Source organism: Polaromonas sp. P3_B1 (assembly GCF_056402935.1).
In genome coordinates this window covers 36752-55054 of record NZ_JBFUGK010000032.1, presented here as the reverse complement: position 1 = coordinate 55054, position 18303 = coordinate 36752, and the positions used below count along the sequence as shown (strand labels likewise).

The following is an 18303-nucleotide window of genomic DNA, read 5'->3' as shown; positions in this document are numbered from 1 at the left end:
GTCAACTCCTGGTGTCATCGGGAAGGTTGGCAGGCGCCGCCGCGGGTTCGGGCGCATCGGAAGGCGTGGCTGCCACTGTGGGGGATGCCGCGCGGCCTGTCAAACCGGCCTTCATGCTGCCGGCAACCTTGTTTTTCATCTCCAGCAGCTTCTGCACCTTGGCGCCCATCTTCATCAGGCTCACCAGCGTGGCTGAGTCCATTTTCTGCACGTCGGCCAGCCAGCCCGTCATGAGCTCGATCAAATCGTGCATCTGCTTCATGCGCGCCTGGGCGTGGATGTCGTCCGCGTGCGAGGGGTGCTCCATCAGCGCATCGCGCAGCATGGACAGCGTCGGGTCGATCTCGCGTTTGCGGCGCTCCTCGGCCAGGGTGCGGAAAATGGCCCAGACGTCTTCAGGCGCCTGGAAGTATTCGCGCCGGTCATTGGGGAGGTGCTGCAGCCGCACCAGGTTCCATGACTGCAGCTCCTTGAGCCCCATGCTGACGTTGGAGCGCGAAAACGCCAGCGCCTCGCCGATGTCGTCGGCATTCAGGGCCCGGGGAGACACATACAACAGGGCATAAATCTGCCCCACGGTGCGGTTGATGCCCCAGCGGCTGCCCATTTCACCGAAATGCAGGACAAAACGCTGGGTCAGGGGAGGAAGATTCATGGCGCCGGGCCTCTTTGATTTATTGAATTTTCAGGAATTACTGAAATTCTAATAAATTGAGGCGATTCGCGCCTATGGGCTTTATTGACCCTACCGGCCAGCGGGATGCACTGGCATCGGGCCTTCGCACGTGCTCACCCTCAGTCGGGTCACCGCTACTGGCAAGCCGGGCGCAAGCTAGGCATACTGGCCCGCCCCATCCACAACACCTCAAAAAGGATTCCATGCGCCACACCACCACCGCCCTCGGCTTTGCCGTCACCCTGGCCTTTGTGGCCGGAATCGCGTTGTCACCGTTGGCCCAACGCGCCTTGCCCGATGCACATGCGCAGGCAGCGCCTCTGGCGCCGGCGATGATTGACCTCGCGGCACTCAAGCACGGCGACATTCCCGCCACCCCCAACCCCGAGATGAACGCCAGGGGCCTGGTCATCACCGACAACGCCACCATCGGCATTCAGTCCGGCAACGTGGCAAAACACATTCACCCCAAAACCGACGAGATCCAATACATCATCGAAGGCAGTGGTGCCATGTGGCTGGGCGGCGAGCGCAAGGAATTCAAACCGGGCACGCTGATCATCATTCCCAAGGGCACGGCACATGGCGGTACGCTGGTGACCAGCGGGCCCGTCAAGGCGCTTGCCATCAAGATTCCGCCGCAGCCCAAGGACGACGTGACCTTCGTGAATTAAACAACTGGGCAGGCAGGCCCACAGCCGGTGAAGCGTTTCAGCGTGGAGTACGGGGCGCGGCAGGGCGCCGCCGTACAGGCGGGCGCATCCTGACCGCGGGCGGCGGCGCCACAGCCACCTCGGGCGTGGACTCCGGCACCAGCAGCACCACCTCCTTGAAGCCCATGCCCAGCATGCCCAGCTCCTCGGCCGCGGCGCGGCTCAGGTCGATGATGCGGTTGCCGGCGTAGGGGCCGCGGTCGGTGATGCGCACGTCCACGTCGCGGCCGTTGACCAGGCTGTGCACGCGCACCAGGGTACCGAAGGGCAGCGTGCGGTGGGCGGCGGTGAACTCGCGCATGTCAAAACGCTCGCCGCTCGCAGTGCGCCTGCCGTTAAAGCGCGGGCCGTACCAGGAGGCGGTGCCGCGCTGGAACTCGCGCGGCACTTCACCGCCCAGCAGTTCGGGGCGGGGCCGCTCGGTCAGGGATACGGGTGCCGGCACTTCATCAACGGCCTGGCCGGGCGCGTCATGCTGGGGCGCAGGAGCGGGCCGGGGCGAGACCGGGCGCGGCGCCGGCGATGTGGTCGGCGCCGTCGTGCAAGCCGCCAGCAAGGCGACCAAAGCGATGAAAGCCGCCGCACCGGTGGCACGAAGACCATGGACCACACCCTCGCGCATGGGTGGCCGGGCTCAGGCCCGCTGCAGCCGCCCGATGATTTCAGTCGTCGCCGCGGCCTGGTTCATCGTGTAGAAATGGACGCCGGGCACGCCCGCGGCGTACAGCTGCTCGCACAGGCCGGTGATCACGTCCAGGCCGAAACTCTTGATGGAGGCGGTGTCGTCGCCAAAGCCCTGCAGGCGCAGGCGTATCCAGCGCGGAATCTCGGCGCCGCAGGCGTCGGAAAAGCGCATCAACTGCGTGGAGCTGATGATGGGCATGATGCCCGGCACGATGGGCAGGTCCACGCCCAGGGCCTGCGCATCGTCGACGAAACGGAAATAGGCATCGGCGTTGAAAAAATACTGCGTGATGGCCGAGTCGGCGCCAGCCTTGACCTTTTTGACAAAGGCCTGCAGGTCGGCGTCAGCCGACCGGGCCTGGGGGTGGACTTCGGGGTAGGCCGCCACCTCGATGTGGAAGGCGTCGCCGGTTTCCTCGCGGATAAAGGCCACCAGGTCGCTCGCGTAATGGAACTCGCCGCCGGCGCCGTAGCCGCTGGGCAGGTCGCCGCGCAGCGCCACCAGGCGTTTGACGCCCATGGCCCGCAGCTCGGCCAGCTGTTTGCGCACCGTGGCCTTGGTCGCGCCCACGCAGGAGAAATGGCAGGCCGCGGCCACGCCTTCATCCAGGATTTCCTTCACGGTGCCGAAGGTGCCTTCTTGCGTGGAACCACCCGCGCCGAAGGTGACCGAGCAGAACTCGGGCTTGTGCGCGTACAGCGCCTGGCGCGCCACACGCAGCTTGGCCGCGCCTTCGGGCGTCTTGGGGGGGAAGAATTCAAAGCTCAGGGGCAGGTTCATCTCGAATCTCACTCGTCGTTATCGGTTTTTTTGTCACGCCGCTTGCCGCGCGCCGGCCCGGGCTGGCCGGCATGCGCGAGTTCGGAGTCTTCGTGCGGCGCGCGGGAGGCCCGCAGCTCGGCGCGCGGCACGCGCTTGGCGACCTTGCGCTGCGGCGCGGCCGGCAGCGGCTGGTCTTCGCCGGCCACGTCATCACCCTTGACGGCCTGGATAAAAAATTCGCGGTTGCCGTCGCCGCCTTCAATCGGCGAGTCCAGCCAGGCCTTGACCTCCAGCCCCAGGGCCGCGCAGGCATCACGCAAGCGCTTTTCCACAAACGCGAAGTGCGCCGGGTCGCGCACGATGCCGCCTTTGCCAATCTGGCCGGGCTGCAGCTCGAACTGCGGCTTGACCAGCATCAGCAGGTCGCCGCCGGGCTTGAGCAGGCGCACCACCGCGGGCAGCACCAGCGTGAGCGAGATAAAAGACAGGTCACCAGTCAGGAAGTCGAAGTTCGCTTCAATGGCCGGATCTTCTTCGCCCTCATCTTCATCATCGAAGTCATCACCAAAGTCCATGTCGCCGCTGTCGCCCGCATGGCCGGCCACCAGGTCGGCGGCCGTCATGGAACGCGCATTGAGGCCTTCGATGCAGACCACACGCGGGTCGCCCCGCAGGCTGGCGTGCAGCTGGCCGTGGCCCACGTCCACGCCCACCACTTGCGCGGCGCCGTGCTGCAGCAGGCAATCGGTAAAACCGCCGGTGGACTGGCCGATGTCCAGGCAACGCAAGCCGGTCACGGACAGGCCCGTGGCCTTGAGCGCGCCTTCCAGCTTGAGCCCGCCGCGCGAGATGTACTTGGCTTCGGTGGTGTCCAGCAGCTGCAGCTCCGCGCCTTCCGGAATCTCGTCGCCGTTCTTGGCGACCTTCTTCCAGGGCGCGTCCGCCTCCGCGCGCCATTGCACGCCCGAGGCAATCAGGCGCTGGGCCTGGGAGCGGGTGGCGGCATGGCCGTGGTCGACGAGGAAGAGGTCAGCGCGCATGGTGCTCCGTGGAATGGACCTCTCGCCTGAAACCATCCAGGCGGAGTCCTAGTGTCTTGCTCCCTCTCCCTTTGGGAGAGGGTTGGGGTGAGGGCCAGCGGCCCCAAAAACCCACGAGGGCAAACAGGCGCCGCCAGCCCTCACCCCTGCCCTCTCCCAGGGGGAGAGGGAGGAATACCGCCACTACCAATTAATAGCGGTAGGTATTGGCTTTGTACGGGCCGGCTTTGCTGACACCGATGTACGCAGCCTGCTCATCGCTCAGCTCGGTCAGCACCGCACCGACCTTCTTGAGATGCAGGCGCGCGACCTTTTCGTCGAGGTGCTTGGGCAGCACATAGACCTTGCCGACTTCGTAAGCCTCTTTCTTGGTGAAGAGCTCGATCTGGGCGATGGTCTGGTTGGCGAAGCTGGACGACATCACAAAGCTCGGGTGGCCGGTACCGCAGCCGAGGTTCACAAGGCGGCCCTTGGCCAGCAGGATGATGCGCTTGCCGTCCGGGAAGATCACGTGGTCGACTTGCGGCTTGATCTCTTCCCAGGTGCATTTTTCGAGCGCGGCGACGTCGATTTCGTTGTCGAAGTGGCCGATGTTGCAGACGATGGCCTGGTCTTTCATCGCGGCCATGTGTGCGTAGGTGATGACGTTCTTGTTGCCGGTGGCGGACACAAAGATGTCGGCCTTGTCGGCGGCGTATTCCATGGTCACGACCTTGTAGCCTTCCATCGCGGCCTGCAGGGCGTTGATCGGGTCGATCTCGGTCACCCACACTTGTGCGCTCAGTGCGCGCAGGGCCTGGGCCGAGCCCTTGCCCACGTCGCCGTAGCCGGCGACCACGGCAACCTTGCCGGCGACCATCACGTCGGTGGCGCGCTTGATCGCGTCGACCAGCGATTCGCGGCAGCCGTACAGGTTGTCGAACTTGGACTTGGTGACGGAATCGTTGACGTTGATGGCGCGCAGGGCCAGCGTGCCCTTGGCCGACATTTCATTGAGGCGCAGCACGCCGGTGGTGGTTTCTTCGGTCACGCCGATGATGTTCTTCAGGCGGCGGCTGTACCAGGTCGGGTCTTGAGCGAGCTTGGCCTTGATCGAATTGAACAGGCAGGTTTCTTCTTCGCTGGTGGGCTTGGAGATCAGGCTGGCGTCTTTCTCGGCCTTGGTGCCCAGGTGCATCAGCAGCGTCGCGTCGCCGCCGTCGTCCAGGATCATGTTGGGGCCTTCTTCAGGCGTACCCTTGGCGCCCTTGAATTCAAAGATGCGGTGGGTGTAGTCCCAGTAGTCGGCCAGGGTTTCGCCCTTGATGGCGAACACCGGCGTGCCGGCGGCGGCGATCGCGGCGGCGGCGTGGTCCTGCGTGGAGAAGATGTTGCACGAAGCCCAGCGCACGTCGGCGCCCAGGGCCTGCAGGGTCTCGATCAGCACGCCGGTCTGGATGGTCATGTGCAGCGAGCCGGTGATGCGCGCGCCCTTCAGCGGCTGCGCCTTCGCGAACTCTTCGCGGATGGCCATCAGGCCGGGCATCTCGGTCTGGGCGATGTTCAGTTCCTTGCGGCCCCAGGCGGCAAGCGAAATGTCGGCAATGATGTGGTCGGTGGAAGGCTTCAAGACGGCGCTCATACGGTTCTCCAAAAATCAAACGTAACTGGGCAAAATCGCCACGGGCATGCGGCATTCAAGGGAGGGGGAATTCAGTCATTCACCCGGCTTGAGAGACAGCGCATGCGGGTGAGCGTGGTTGCAATGAAGTCCTGAGCCTGGTCCACGTGGTGTGGCTTGCAACGCTCCTCAGGAAGCAGCCATTGTATCCAAGCTGTCCGCGCTTGCCCAGCCCCATCACAGAAGCCCAGGGCCACCATGCGAAAATTTCACCATGCAAGAACTCCCCCTTTGGCCCGCCGCGCAACGCCGGGCCGTCACCGGCCTCTTTACCGACATCGACGACACACTGACCACCGAGGGGGAAATCACCGCCGATGCGCTTCAGGCTTTGAGTGCCTTGAAGGCCGCCGGGCTCAAGGTGGTGGCGATTACCGGCCGCCCCGTGGGCTGGAGTGAGCCTTTCGCGGCGCGCTGGCCCGTCGATGCCATCGTGGCGGAAAACGGCGCCGTGGCGCTGCTGCCGGATGCCACAGGCGCCGCGCCACGACCGCTGTCCAAGATCTACCAGCAAGATGCGGCGACGCGCAGCGGCAACTTCGCTCGCATGCAGGCCGTGCTGGCACGCATTGAGCGCGAGCTGCCGGGCGTGACCCGCGCCACCGACTCGCCGGGCCGTGAAACCGACATCGCCATTGACCACAGCGAGTTCACCCGGCTCACGGATGAGCAGATCGCCGCCGTCGTGGCGCTCATGAAAAGCGAAGGCATGCATGCCACCGTGAGCAGCATTCACATCAATGGCTGGTACGGCGAGCACAACAAGCTGGAAGGCGCGCGCTGGATTGTTCGCGAGCTCTGGCAGCGGGACCTTGATGCCGAGATCGCGCAATGGGTGTACGTGGGCGATTCCACCAACGACCAGCTGATGTTCAAGGCTTTTGCCAACAGCGTGGGTGTAGCCAACATCGCGCGTTTTGTGCCGCAGCTGGCGCACCTGCCGCGTTATGTGACGCGCGGCGAGCGCGGCGCGGGGTTTACCGAACTCGTCCGCGCGCTGCTGGATTAACCCGGCCCATTCCCGCGGATAGGCTGGGTTCATCAAGCAGAAGCCGCGGAACCTGCTTTGCAGGGCCGCAGGCTTCGTCCCCTGCAAGGGGAGGGGACGCTACACGAAGTGAGCGTCGGAAGGGGTGAGCACCTATCCGCGCCGCACAGAGCCCCACCGCAGCCAGGCACCCAACGCGGCCACCGCCAGCACCAGCGTGGCATAACCCTCCACCGTGGCCGGCAAGCCCAGCGGCGCGATCAACCGGCCGGCCAGCATGGCCGGCACGCTGAAGGCCAGGTAGCTGACGGCATACAGCGCAGAAAACAACTCGGCCCGCTGGTGTGGCTGTGCTATCGGTGCCAGCGTCTGCACCTGCGCGGAGAAGGCCGAGCCGCCACCGAAACCGGCCAGCGCCGTTCCCGCAAAAAACAGCGCCACGGAACGGGTTGCCAGCGACATAGCCACCAGGCCCGCGCCCACGGCGAGCAAGCTCATCCCGACGGCGCTCATGCGCACCGGCGACAGTTTTTTCAGCAAGGTTGGCGACACCGCGCCCAGGCCGAAAAAGGTGGCAATCGCCAGGCCGTTGACGATGCCGTCGTGGATGCCGAAGATTTGCTGCAGCACAGAAGGCACCAGCGACAGGTACAGGCCCGCGAGCGACCACACCGCCAGCATCGTCGGCACGCCGCGCACAAATTCAGAGCGCGCCTGCACCGGCACCGAGACGCGCGGCACCAGTGAAGCCAGTGCGCCGGGGCGCGGCGTGACGCTTTCGGGCAGGAACAGCGTGGCCACCGCACCCACGACGCAGATGGCGGCCAGCACACCGAACACCAGCGGCACCGGATGCAAGGCGAACTTGACGGCGATACCGGTGAGCACCGCGCCCACGGCCAGCCCCGCCAGCGGCGAAACGCTGCCTATCATCGCGCCCAGGCGTTTCTGCGCGGCCGGGGCGGCTTCCACCACCGCCGCCGTCAGCGCGCCGCCGACCATGCCGGTGGCGATGCCCTGCACAATGCGCGCCGCGATGATGCCGCCTATGCCCTCGGCCAGTAAAAAGGTCAACATCGCGCCGGCCTGCAGCAGCAAAGCCGCAAACACCACGGGCCGCCGGCCAATATGGTCAGAGAGCGAACCCGCCACCAGCAGCGAGGCCAGCAGCGCAATCGCGTAGATCGCAAACGCCACCGTCAGCAGCGCCGGCGAAAAACCCCACTGCTGCTGGAACACGACAAACAGGGGCGAAGGCGCGCTGCCCGCCACGAAGAAGGCGAACAGCAGGACAGCCAGCAGCGGGAAAGCAGCCGCAGGCGGCAGTTGCCACCGCGGCGCGGTGGCACCGGAAGAGGCATGCAAAGAGGGGGCGGCAGGTGCGGTCATGGGAAACGCTCGACTTTCTTAAAGCAAATTTATTTGCGTTTGTGAATTCTACGCCGTCGTTTAAGTTAACGCAAACATCATTGCTTTAAGCTAGAATCGTGCCATGAACACCCCTCTTCCCACCCAGGCCAAGCGCCCAGGCGGCCGCAGCGCCCAGGTGCAGGCCGTGGTGCGCAAGGCGCTCGAAGAACTGATTGCCCAGGAAGGCCGCGACAAGGTCACCGTGCCGGCCGTGGCCGAGCGCGCCGGCGTCAGCGCCTCCAGCATTTACCGGCGCTGGGGCGATGTGAACGGCCTGCTCGGCGATACCGCAACGCAGCGGCTGGACCCAAACCGCCCTCTGCCCGAGACCGGCGACCTGAAAACCGAACTCACGGCCTGGGCCCGGGAATTGATCACCCACCTCAACAAGCCCGGCTGCACCTCGATGCTGAAGGCGGCCGCCGCGCTGGCCGGCCCGGAAGATACCAACTGCCTGAAAAACCGCCGCGCCGAGGCCACCGTGCTTGTCAACCGCGCCCAGGCGCGCGGCGACGCCACACCCACGGTGCAGCAGGTGCTGGACCACATGATGGCCCCCATTGTTTACCGGCTGATTTTTGGCTCGGGCGTGGAGCCGGCCTTGGCGAGCCAGCTCGCCGACGAGCTGTTTGTGCTGGCAAAACCCGTTGATCGGTAAAGCCGAAGAACCGATACCCGTTCGTCCTGAGCCTGTTGAAGGACATTTCCCATGTCCCACAGGCTTCGACAAGCTCAGCCCGAACGGTTGTGTTTTCAAGGGCCGGCTTTATCGACAAAGCCTCAATCACCCCCCGTTCGCCCTGAGCTTGTCGAAGGGCTATTAAGACATCACAAGCGGGCTCGACAGGCTCAGCCCGAACGGTTCTTGAGAACAGGCAAAACTCACTGGCCCTTGGCGAGGCCCAGCTTTTCAATCAGCACTTTTTCCCGCACTACCGTGTCCTGCGCAAACTTCGTATAGTCCGCCGAACTCAGGTAGTTGGGCAGCATGTCATAGCGGCCCAGCGCCGCCACATAACTCGGCTCTTCCATCGCCTTCTTGAAGGCATCGTGCAGACGCCTGACCACCTCGGGCGGCGTGCCCTTGGGCGCGCCTATGCCGAAGGGCGAGTTCTGCACGATGTCATAGCCCAGCTCTTTCAGCGTGGGCGCATTCGGGAATTTGTCGAGCCGCTTCTCGCCCCAGGTATTGAGCACGCGCAGCTTGCCGGCTTCCACCTGCGGCGCAAAGCCGGTGCTGTCAGCGCCCGCCATCAGCTGGCCGCTGACCAGCGCCAGYATCAAATCGGCGCTGCCTTTGTAGGGCACATGCTGCAATTCAATGCCGGCTTTCTGCGCGATGAGTTCCGTCGTCAGGTGCGGGCTGGTCAGCGTGCCGGTGGAGCCGTAGGTCAGCTTGCCTGGGTTGGCTTTGGCATAGGCGACAAAGTCGGCCCAGGTCTTGAACGGGCTGTCGGCCGGCACCACGATGCCGAAGGCATAACCGGTCACATTGATCACATAGCTGATGTCCTTGACCGGGTCCCAGTTGATCTTGGTCGTGTAGCCCAGGCGGAACACACCCAGCGGGATCTGCGCCAGCGTGTAGCCGTCGGCCGCGGCGCTTTGCATCTGCTGCGCCGGCAAGGTGCCGCCCGCACCGGGCTTGTTCTCCACAATCACCGGCTGGCCGAGGATCTTGCCGGCGTTGTCAGCCAGTGAACGCATGGTGATGTCCGTCGGCCCGCCGGCCGGAAAGGCAATCACCAGCTTGATGGGCTTGGCCGGAAAGGTCTGCGCCTGGGCCGGCATGGCGGCTGCGGCCATCAAGGCCAGGGCGGCGGCGGTTTGCAGGAAGGGGCGGCGTTGCATGGACATGTCTCCTTTTTTTGGAATACGGTCATCATGCCCGGCGATTGGCTTTGGCGAATCAGGGCAACACCTGAAGGGCTGTCACGCTGGCGTCAACGTCCGGCTGTTCCATTTTTTCGCCGGATGCAAATATTTGACGAATAAATGGAACAACATATCAAGCGGCGGGTGAGCTAGCTCCTCGCCAACACGCCTTCCAGCGCTTTCCCGGTATGCGTGCCCAGCTTGACCACCGCCTCGGGCGGCGCCGACGCCACCACACGCCCGCCGGCATTGCCGCCGTCCGGGCCCAGGTCAATCACCCAGTCGGCTTCGGCGATCACGTCCAGGTCATGCTCGATCACCACCACGCTGTGGCCGCCGTTGACCAGGCGGTGCAGCACATGGATGAGCTTTTCCACGTCGGCCATGTGCAGGCCCACCGTGGGCTCGTCCAGCACATACAGCGTGTGCGGCGCCTTCTGGCCGCGGCGCGTGATGTCGTCGCGCACCTTGCTGAGTTCGGTCACCAGCTTGATGCGCTGCGCCTCGCCGCCCGACAGCGTCGGTGAAGGCTGGCCCAGGGTGAGGTAGCCCAGGCCCACGTCTTTCAAGAGCTGCAGCGGGTGGCTGATGTTGGGCATGGAGGCGAAGAAGTCCACCGCCTCGTCCACTTCCATTTTCAGCACGTCGCCGATGTTCTTGCCGCGCCAGGTCACGGCTTGCGTTTCAGGATTGAAGCGCGCGCCGTGGCAGGTTTCGCACAGCACCTTCACGTCCGGCAGAAAGCTCATGCCGATGGTGCGCACGCCCGCGCCTTCGCAGGTCGGGCAGCGGCCCTCGCCGGTGTTGAAGGAAAAACGCCCGGCACCGTAACCGCGCGCTCGCGCTTCCAGCGTGTCGGCAAACAGCTTGCGAATCGTGTCCCAGAAGCCGATGTAGGTGGCCGGGCAGGAGCGCGGCGTCTTGCCGATCGGCGTCTGGTCGACTTCCAGCACGCGGTCCACCGCCGCATAGCCTTCGATGCGCTCGCAGCCGGTCCAGTCCGGCGTCTTGCCCTTGTCGTCGGCGTCGCGCCCCGACTTGGTGGAGCGCTGGGTCACGCCCGCATGCACATTGGTCAGCAATACGTCGCGCGCCAGGGTGGACTTGCCGGAGCCCGACACACCCGTCACCGCCACCAGGCGGTACAGCGGCACGGTGACCGAAACGTCCTTGAGATTGTGCAGGTCGGCATTGACCACCGTGAGCCAGGAGGTGAAAGGCCCGGCCGCCACCGGCGCCGCGTTGTGCAGCGCACTGGCGCTGGCCGCGGCGGCTTTGAGCGCCGCAGCCTTGAGCAGGGCCGCCTTCTGTTTGCTCACGGGCTTGGCGTTTGCATCGACAGGCGCCTCCTTCACCACGGCCGCAGGCGCCGCGCCCTTGCGCGTTTCGCGCCGCGCATGCAGCGGGTGTATCAGCGGATTCGCCAGGTAACGCCCCGTCAGCGACTCCGGCACGGCCGACAGCTGCGCCGCCGTGCCCTGCGCCACCAGCGTGCCGCCGCGCTTGCCAGCGCCCGGACCTATGTCGATGATGTTGTCGGCGCGGCGAATCGTGTCCTCGTCGTGCTCGACCACCACCAGCGTGTTGCCGCGGTCGCTGAGCTTGCCCAAGGCGCCCAGCAAAATCTGGTTGTCGCGCGGGTGCAGGCCGATCGTCGGTTCGTCCAGCACGTAGCAGACGCCCTGCAGGTTGGAGCCCAGCTGCGCCGCCAGGCGTATGCGCTGCGCCTCACCGCCCGAGAGCGTGGGCGCGCCGCGGTCCAGCGTGAGGTAGCCCAGGCCCACGTCCTCGAGGAACTCCAGCCGGCTTTTGATCTCCGGAATCAGGTCGCGCGCAATGCCGGCCTCGCGGCCCAGCAGCGCGAGCTTTTCGACCCAGCGCCGCACGTCGGTCACCGACAGCGCCGCGATGTCGGCAATGCCGACGCCGGCAAACTTCACCGCGCGGGCCGTGGCGTTCAGGCGCGTGCCTTCGCAAGTCGGGCAAGCGGTGCCGGCCACGTCTTCCACCTCGGGCTCGGCAAAGCTTTGCTCGCGGCCCTTGTTGTCGTCGTCCATCACCGAGTCGTCAAACACCTTGCGCTGCTCTTTGGTGAGCTTGACGCCGGTGCCCACGCAGTCGGGGCACCAGCCGTGCTTGCTGTTGTAGCTGAAGAGGCGCGGGTCAAGTTCAGCGTAAGACGTCGCGCAGACCGGGCAGGCGCGCTTGGTCGAAAACGCGATCAGCTTGCCGATGTTTTTGGCGCTGGCGCCGGCCATCATCGCGCCGCGCAGGCCGTCCAGCGGCGCCAGCACATGGACCACACCCTTGCCGTGCTCCAGCGCGGTCGCCAGCGCGGCGCGCAAGGCGGCCTCGTTCTCGGGCGACACATGGATGTCGGCCACCGGCAGCTCCACCGTGTGCTCCTTGAAGCGGTCTATGCGCGGGAAGCCCGTGGTCGGCAAAAACTCGCCGTCGATGCGCAGGTGGGTGTAGCCGCGCGGCCGCGCCCAGTCGGCCAGCTCGGTGTAAACGCCCTTGCGCGCGATCACCAGCGGCGCCAAGAGTCCTATGTGCTGGCCGCGGTAGGTCTTGAGCAGCTGCGCCGCGATGCTCTCAGGGCTTTGCGGCATCACGGCCGCGCCTTCCTTGATGCAATGCTGTATGCCCAGCTTCACATACAAGAGGCGCAGGAAATGCCAGACCTCGGTGGTCGTGCCCACGGTGGACTTGCGCCCGCCGCGCGACAGGCGCTGCTCAATCGCCACGGTGGGCGGAATGCCGTAGACCGCGTCCACCTCGGGCCGGCCCGCCGGCTGCACGATGCTGCGCGCGTAAGCGTTGAGCGACTCGAGGTAGCGCCGCTGCCCTTCGTTGAACAGGATGTCAAAGGCCAGCGTGGACTTGCCGGAGCCCGACACACCAGTCACCACATTGAACTTGCCGCGCGGGATGTCGACCGACAAGCTCTTGAGGTTGTTCTCCTTGGCGTTGACGATCTGGATCAGGTTGGAGAACACCGGCCGCGTGGTCCAGGCCTTGGGCCGCGACTCTTCCACGCCGTGCACCTTGCCCATGGCCTGCTCGTATTCGCGCAGCGCCAGCGCGGTGTGCGATGTGGGGTGCTGGCGCACTTCCTCGGGTGTGCCCTGGGCCACCAGCAGGCCGCCGCCCTCGCCGCCTTCGGGGCCCAGGTCTATCAGCCAGTCGGCCGAACGGATCACGTCAAGGTTGTGTTCGATCACGATGAGCGAATGGCCGGCTTCCAGCAGCTTGCGCAGCGCGCGCATCAGCTTGGCGATGTCGTCGAAGTGCAGGCCGGTGGTGGGCTCGTCGAACAAAAACAGCGTGCCGCGGCCGGGCTGCCGGAGCGCCAGCGCCTGCTTGCTGGCGCTGGTGGTTTTGCTGGCATTGGCCAGAAAGCCCGCAAGCTTGAGGCGCTGCGCCTCGCCACCCGACAGCGTGGGCACCGGCTGCCCCAGCTTCACGTATTCCAGGCCCACATCCACGATGGGCTGCAGGGAGCGCACCACCTCGCGGTCCTGCGCAAACAGCGCAATCGCCTCGCTGACCGTGAGGTCCAGCACATCGGACACATTGAGCAGGCGCGGCTTCACATCGCCCACGGCCTTGCGCTCAATCGTCACCTCCAGGATTTCGGCGCGGTAGCGCTTGCCGTCGCAGTCGGGGCAGCGCAGGTAGACATCGCTCAGGAACTGCATCTCGACGTGCTCAAAACCCGAACCGCCGCAGGTCGGGCAGCGCCCGTCGCCGTTGTTGAAGCTGAACTTGGTCGCGGTGTAGCTGCGCTGCTTGGCCAGCGGCGCCTGCGCGAACAGGTCGCGCACCGCGTCCCAGGCGCCCACATAGCTGGCCGGGTTGGAGCGCGCCGTCTTGCCGATCGGCGACTGGTCGACGAACACCACGTCGGTCAGGTGGTCGGCGCCCAGCAGGCGGTCGTGCAGGCCCGGCGTTTCAGTGGCCTTGCCGAACTGGCGCAGCAATGCCGGCGCCAGGATGTCCTGCATCAGCGTGGACTTGCCGGAGCCGCTGACACCGGTCACGCAGACCAGGCGCTGCAGCGGAAAGTCCACCGTCAGGTTTTTCAGGTTGTGGTCGCGCGCGCCTTCGAGGATGAGGCGCGGCGTGTTCTCGGTCACCGCGCGCTTGAAGCCCATGCCCACCTGCTTGCGCGAGCCCAGGTAGGCGCCGGTCAGCGTGTCGGCATGCTTGATGTCGTCGGGCGTACCGTCGAACACGATCTGGCCACCCTTCTCGCCCGGGCCCGGTCCCATGTCGATCAGGCGGTCGGCCGCCAGCATCACGGCCGGGTCGTGCTCCACCACCACCAGCGTGTTGCCCGCGTCGCGCAGCCTGTGCATGGCCTGGGTGATACGGTTCATGTCGCGCGGGTGCAGGCCTATGGAAGGTTCATCCAGCACAAACAGCGTGTTGACCAGCGAGGTGCCCAGCGCCGTCGTGAGGTTGATGCGTTGCACCTCGCCGCCCGAGAGCGTGCGGCTTTGCCGGTCCAGCGTCAGGTAGCCTATGCCCACGTCGCACAAGTATTTCACGCGCGTCTGGATTTCTTCAAACAAGGACTTGAGCGCCTGGATCTCGGCGTCATCACCCATAACGCCCATCACGTTCAGCGACAGACCGCTGAAGAATTCTCGCAGCCGGTCTATGGGCAGGCGCATCAGGTCATGCAGCGCCAGGCCCGGCAAGGCCTCGAGTTGCTCGCGGCTCCACTGCACGCCCACCGGCATGAAGCGCTGGCCGGGCGGCAGCACCGCATCGGCCGCTTCCTTGGAGCCCAGGCGCCAGAGCAGCGACTCGAGCTTCAGGCGCGCACCGCCGCAGGTTTCGCAGGACGTGTAGCTGCGGTACTTGGACAGCAGCACACGGATGTGCATCTTGTAGGCCTTGCTTTCGAGGTACTCGAAGAAACGCTTGATGCCGTACCACTGCTTGTTCCAGTTGCCGTCCTTGTAGCCCGGCATGCCGTTGATGACCCAGCCCTGTTGCGCCGGCGTGAGCTTGTACCAGGGCGTGTCGCGCGGGATGCCGGCCGCTTCGGCGTGGCGCATCAAATCGTCCTGCGCTTCCTTCCAGGCGGGGGTTTGTATGGTCTTGATCGCGCCGGCGCGCAGAGTCAGTTTGTCGTTGGGAATCACCAGGCCGTAATCGACGCCGATCACGCGGCCGAAGCCGCGGCAGGTCTCGCAGGCACCCATGGCCGAGTTGAAGGAGAACAGCGAAGGCGTGGGGTTGGTGTAGCGCAGGTCGCTGTCGGGGCAGTGCAGTCCAGTGGAAAAGCGCCACATCACATCGGGCTGGCCGTCCTCCGCATGCTGCACATAAACATTGAGGCGCCCGCCGCGCTTGAGCGCGGTTTCAATCGCATCCATCACACGGGACTTTTCCACCGCATGGGTGCGAAAGCGGTCGGCCACCACGTCCAGCAGCTTGTGCGGGCCGGCCGGCGTGGCCACGTCGCGCTGCGCATGCACCCGCGTGAAGCCGCTGACCGACAGCCACTGCTCGACCTGCTCGGCGCTGGTGTTACCCGGCAGCTCGACCGGGAAGGTCAGCACCACACGCGGGTCGCCTTCTTGGGTACGCGCCATCAGTTCGGCGTAAATCGACTCGGGCGTGTCGTGGCGCACGTTCTGCGCGGTCTGCTTGTCGAACAGTTGCGCGGCGCGCGCGTACAGCAGCTTCAGGTGGTCGTTGAGCTCCGTCATCGTGCCCACGGTGGAGCGCGAGCTGCGCACCGGGTTGGTCTGGTCGATGGCGATGGCCGGGGGCACGCCTTCCACCTTGTCGACGGCCGGCTTGTCCATGCGGTCCAGGAACTGGCGCGCATAGGCCGAGAAGGTTTCCACGTAGCGGCGCTGGCCTTCCGCGAACAGGGTGTCGAACACCAGCGAGGATTTTCCGGAGCCGCTGGGGCCGGTGACCACCGTCATTTCACCGGTGCGTATGTCAAGGTCGAGGTTTTTGAGGTTGTGCTGGCGCGCGCCGCGGATGCGGATGGTTCCCTGGGACATGAGTGCGGACTTTCCTGAAGAGGTCAAACATTCTAGGCAAAGCATCCGCCTGTGCAGGATGTAGGGATTAAGGGCCTTTTCCCCTGTTTTTTTACCGCTTTTCGCCGCGTAAATTAGGGCACATTCTGGTTTCCCTGCTCGCTGTTTTGGCGCTTTCGTGTTTAACTTTGCACACAGGGATTGATCAAAAAAAACACGGAGACACACCATGTCAAAAATCACGCGTTTGTGCGCGGCACTGGCGATGGCAGCCCTGAGCCAGCTGGCCCAGGCACAGATTCTGGTCGGGCAGAGCGCGGGCTTCACCGGCCCCGTGGGCGCCGGCGTCAAGGAAACCACCGACGGCGCCAAGCTCTACATCGATTCCGTCAACGCCAAGGGCGGCGTGAACGGGCAAAAAATAGAGCTGGTCTCGCTCGACGACAAATTCGACCCCAAGCTCACCGTCGAGAACGCCCGCAAGCTGGTCGAAGAGCAGAACGTGGTGGCGCTCTTCCTCACGCGCGGGACGCCCCACACCGAAGGCATCATCCCGCTGCTCGATAAGCACGGCGTGCCGCTGGTGGGTCCGTCCACCGGCGCCATGGTGCTGCACCAGCCCGTCAGAAAATATGTGTTCAATGTGCGCGCGACCTACCAGCGCGAAGCCGAGAAAGCGGTGACCCACCTCGCCTCCATGGGCATCACCCGCGTCGGCATCGTCTATGCCGACGACAGCTTCGGCGCCGACGGCGTCATGGGTGCGCAGAAGGGGCTGGCTACGGCCAAGCTGCAACCCGCCGTGCTCGAAAAGTTCGACCGCAGCAAGCCCGACTTCGGGCCCATCGCGCCCAAGGTTTACCAGTCGAATGCGCAGGCCGTCATCATGGTCGCCTCAGGCCAGGCCGTGGTCGACGGCGTCAAGGCCTTCCGCGCCGCCGGTTCCACGGCGCAGATCGTCACGCTGTCGAACAACGCCTCGGGCGGTTTTGTGAAAAGCCTGGGTGACAACGCCCGCGGCGTGATCGTGACCCAGGTCTTTCCGTATGAGCGCTCCATCGCCTTTCCCATGGTGAAGGAAGCCCAGGAGCTGGCCAAGGCCAAGGGCCAGAACGACGTGAGCCCCGCCATGCTGGAAGGCTTTGCCGCGGCCAAGGTGCTGGTGGAAGGCCTGCGCCGCGCCGGCGCCAAACCCACACGCGAAAAACTCCAGGCGGCGCTTGAAGGCATGCGCAGGTACGACCTGGGTGGGCTGGAAGTGAGCTACAGCCCCGAAGACCACACCGGCCTGGATTTCGCCGACCTGTCCATCATTGGCACGGATGGCAAATTCAAAAGGTAGATAAGCCCCCCTGCCGACGCTCACTTCGTGTAGCGTCACCTCCCCCCAGGGGGACAGGCGCCTTGCGCCCGGCAGAGCCGGTTCGCGGCCCCAGGATTCACCCCCCCCTGCTGGCGCTCACTTCGTGTAGCGCCCCCTCCCCCACGGGGGACAGGCGCCTCGCGCCCGGCAGAGCCGGTTCGCGGCCCCTGCTTGCGAAGTCGCAGGCGCGCGGTGTCAGGCCGTCAGATTTGCTCAGAAGTAAAGCGCGTTTTCCAGTTCCTTGAACTTCTCGGGCCCCACGGCTTCCTTGATCTTGGGGGCCAGCTCCTTGAGCTTGTCGATGTCGCCCGCGGCTTCCACCGCGAGGTTGAGCCGGAAACCTCGCAAGCCTAGGGCGGCCGTGAGGCGCGTGGCAATCGGGTAGGCCCTTGAATAGTGTTCCTGTGCGTTCAGCGTGGGCGAACCGTCGGCGTTTTGCGCCGACACGGCAGGCGCCGGTGCTGCGGGCGGGGCCGGCGCCTGCACTGCGGCGGGCGCCAACAGGCCCAGGGAAATCAGGTGGGAAATATCTTCAGCCGTGACGCCCAGGCCCGCGGTGGCCTTGACCACCTCTTCCATGCTGCGCTTGCCGTCAAACATGATGAAGGCCGAGCGCTGCCTCGGTGTCATCGGGATGGAACGGTCCTGCAATGCGGATTGGCCTAATTCCGTCTTGGTGTAGATCATCGGCGGGTCTCCAGTAAATACGCCAGGGGTAACGCAGGTAGCTGCGCGTAATGCAGAGACATTTGTGACACTTTTTTGTTGCCCCTGATTCAATTTACCCCATTTTTAACGCCGATGCACCCGTTTTGGGCATGGTCGCGGCGCAGTCCCACAACTTGAAACACCTTCCGGAGTATTACGTCACACCACGGGCCGCGCCGCGGCGGCGACGGACGCGGGCGATGCGCCATGCTTTTCGCCACTGAGGTCTATGTCTCCACCCTTGCTGAGCAGGAACAGGGCCAGGCCGGCGACCACGACAAATCCAAGTACGAGCTTCCACATTTTTCAACTCTCCAGAAAAAATACCCAAAAAAAAGCCCCCGGCACATGGATGACGAGGGCCCGCAAAATATCTCAAATATCACCGGCAAATCCCAGGGCTCTTCAGCCC

Annotated in this window: 14 protein-coding genes and 1 riboswitch; of the genes, 4 read left to right on the top strand and 10 right to left on the bottom strand. The window is 65.0% G+C overall.

Annotated elements, in window-relative coordinates; translation table 11 throughout:
• Position 1: 1 nt before the first annotated feature.
• Positions 2-655 (bottom strand): GbsR/MarR family transcriptional regulator, encoded by a 654-nt coding sequence (locus AC1DXS_RS17940; protein WP_477738833.1) that lies wholly within the window; start codon positions 653-655, stop codon positions 2-4.
• A gap of 224 nt (positions 656-879) precedes the next feature.
• Here AC1DXS_RS17940 and AC1DXS_RS17935 point away from each other — a divergent pair, with 224 nt between their 5' ends.
• Positions 880-1350: a cupin domain-containing protein gene (locus tag AC1DXS_RS17935; RefSeq protein WP_477738832.1), complete on the top strand. Its 471-nt coding sequence runs from the start codon at positions 880-882 to the stop codon at positions 1348-1350.
• A 37-nt stretch (positions 1351-1387) separates the two neighbouring features.
• Here the strand turns inward: AC1DXS_RS17935 and AC1DXS_RS17930 are convergent, their stop codons facing one another.
• The 4 genes from AC1DXS_RS17930 to ahcY form a co-directional block, all read right to left on the bottom strand.
• Positions 1388-2011: a septal ring lytic transglycosylase RlpA family protein gene (locus tag AC1DXS_RS17930; RefSeq protein WP_477738831.1), complete on the bottom strand. Its 624-nt coding sequence runs from the start codon at positions 2009-2011 to the stop codon at positions 1388-1390.
• A 12-nt stretch (positions 2012-2023) separates the two neighbouring features.
• Positions 2024-2854: a methylenetetrahydrofolate reductase [NAD(P)H] gene (gene metF, locus AC1DXS_RS17925; RefSeq protein WP_477738830.1), complete on the bottom strand. Its 831-nt coding sequence runs from the start codon at positions 2852-2854 to the stop codon at positions 2024-2026.
• An 8-nt stretch (positions 2855-2862) separates the two neighbouring features.
• Entirely contained in the window at positions 2863-3876 is a 1014-nt protein-coding gene (locus tag AC1DXS_RS17920) for a TlyA family RNA methyltransferase (protein WP_477738829.1), read from the bottom strand.
• Positions 3877-4066: 190 nt separating this feature from the next.
• Positions 4067-5497 (bottom strand): adenosylhomocysteinase, encoded by a 1431-nt coding sequence (ahcY, locus tag AC1DXS_RS17915; RefSeq protein WP_477738828.1) that lies wholly within the window; start codon positions 5495-5497, stop codon positions 4067-4069.
• 103 nt (positions 5498-5600) lie between these two features.
• A riboswitch (S-adenosyl-L-homocysteine riboswitch) is annotated at positions 5601-5673 on the bottom strand.
• A gap of 77 nt (positions 5674-5750) precedes the next feature.
• Here ahcY and AC1DXS_RS17910 point away from each other — a divergent pair.
• A complete protein-coding gene (locus AC1DXS_RS17910) occupies positions 5751-6545 on the top strand; it encodes an HAD-IIB family hydrolase (RefSeq protein WP_477738827.1) in 795 nt (264 codons plus the stop codon).
• A gap of 132 nt (positions 6546-6677) precedes the next feature.
• Here AC1DXS_RS17910 and AC1DXS_RS17905 read toward each other — a convergent pair whose 3' ends face one another.
• Positions 6678-7913, bottom strand: coding sequence for an MFS transporter (locus AC1DXS_RS17905; RefSeq protein WP_477738826.1), 1236 nt, complete (start codon positions 7911-7913; stop codon positions 6678-6680).
• Between the two features lie 103 nt (positions 7914-8016).
• Between AC1DXS_RS17905 and AC1DXS_RS17900 the strand changes: the two genes are divergently transcribed.
• Positions 8017-8592 (top strand): TetR/AcrR family transcriptional regulator, encoded by a 576-nt coding sequence (locus AC1DXS_RS17900; protein WP_477738825.1) that lies wholly within the window; start codon positions 8017-8019, stop codon positions 8590-8592.
• A gap of 224 nt (positions 8593-8816) precedes the next feature.
• Here the strand turns inward: AC1DXS_RS17900 and AC1DXS_RS17895 are convergent, their stop codons facing one another.
• Both AC1DXS_RS17895 and uvrA read right to left on the bottom strand, forming a co-directional pair.
• Positions 8817-9785, bottom strand: a complete 969-nt coding sequence (locus AC1DXS_RS17895) for a tripartite tricarboxylate transporter substrate binding protein (RefSeq protein WP_477738824.1) — start codon at positions 9783-9785, stop codon at positions 8817-8819.
• Between the two features lie 173 nt (positions 9786-9958).
• On the bottom strand, positions 9959-15841 hold the full coding sequence (uvrA, locus tag AC1DXS_RS17890; RefSeq protein WP_477738823.1) for an excinuclease ABC subunit UvrA: 5883 nt from the start codon (positions 15839-15841) through the stop codon (positions 9959-9961).
• Positions 15842-16049: 208 nt separating this feature from the next.
• Here uvrA and AC1DXS_RS17885 point away from each other — a divergent pair, with 208 nt between their 5' ends.
• Entirely contained in the window at positions 16050-17162 is a 1113-nt protein-coding gene (locus tag AC1DXS_RS17885; protein WP_477738822.1) for an ABC transporter substrate-binding protein, read from the top strand.
• 234 nt (positions 17163-17396) lie between these two features.
• On the opposite strand, the gene AC1DXS_RS17880 is transcribed toward AC1DXS_RS17885, so the two are convergent.
• Together AC1DXS_RS17880 and AC1DXS_RS17875 are read right to left on the bottom strand one after the other, a co-directional pair.
• Positions 17397-17870 (bottom strand): hypothetical protein, encoded by a 474-nt coding sequence (locus AC1DXS_RS17880; RefSeq protein WP_477738821.1) that lies wholly within the window; start codon positions 17868-17870, stop codon positions 17397-17399.
• Between the two features lie 180 nt (positions 17871-18050).
• A complete protein-coding gene (locus AC1DXS_RS17875; RefSeq protein WP_477738820.1) occupies positions 18051-18194 on the bottom strand; it encodes a hypothetical protein in 144 nt (47 codons plus the stop codon).
• Positions 18195-18303: the final 109 nt, after the last annotated feature.

Excerpts from the sequence above, each read along its gene's own strand:
- AC1DXS_RS17910 (WP_477738827.1), top strand. The coding sequence starts at position 5,751 with ATGCAAGAACTCCCCCTTTGGCCCGCCGCGCAACGCCGGGCCGTCACC.
- AC1DXS_RS17935 (WP_477738832.1), top strand. The coding sequence starts at position 880 with ATGCGCCACACCACCACCGCCCTCGGCTTTGCCGTCACCCTGGCCTTT.
- AC1DXS_RS17940 (WP_477738833.1), bottom strand. The coding sequence starts at position 655 with ATGAATCTTCCTCCCCTGACCCAGCGTTTTGTCCTGCATTTCGGTGAA.
- AC1DXS_RS17880 (WP_477738821.1), bottom strand. The coding sequence starts at position 17,870 with ATGATCTACACCAAGACGGAATTAGGCCAATCCGCATTGCAGGACCGT.
- ahcY (WP_477738828.1), bottom strand. The coding sequence starts at position 5,497 with ATGAGCGCCGTCTTGAAGCCTTCCACCGACCACATCATTGCCGACATT.
- AC1DXS_RS17875 (WP_477738820.1), bottom strand. The coding sequence starts at position 18,194 with ATGTGGAAGCTCGTACTTGGATTTGTCGTGGTCGCCGGCCTGGCCCTG.
- AC1DXS_RS17885 (WP_477738822.1), top strand. The coding sequence starts at position 16,050 with ATGTCAAAAATCACGCGTTTGTGCGCGGCACTGGCGATGGCAGCCCTG.
- uvrA (WP_477738823.1), bottom strand. The coding sequence starts at position 15,841 with ATGTCCCAGGGAACCATCCGCATCCGCGGCGCGCGCCAGCACAACCTC.
- AC1DXS_RS17930 (WP_477738831.1), bottom strand. The coding sequence starts at position 2,011 with ATGCGCGAGGGTGTGGTCCATGGTCTTCGTGCCACCGGTGCGGCGGCT.
- metF (WP_477738830.1), bottom strand. The coding sequence starts at position 2,854 with ATGAACCTGCCCCTGAGCTTTGAATTCTTCCCCCCCAAGACGCCCGAA.
- AC1DXS_RS17920 (WP_477738829.1), bottom strand. The coding sequence starts at position 3,876 with ATGCGCGCTGACCTCTTCCTCGTCGACCACGGCCATGCCGCCACCCGC.
- AC1DXS_RS17905 (WP_477738826.1), bottom strand. The coding sequence starts at position 7,913 with ATGACCGCACCTGCCGCCCCCTCTTTGCATGCCTCTTCCGGTGCCACC.
- AC1DXS_RS17900 (WP_477738825.1), top strand. The coding sequence starts at position 8,017 with ATGAACACCCCTCTTCCCACCCAGGCCAAGCGCCCAGGCGGCCGCAGC.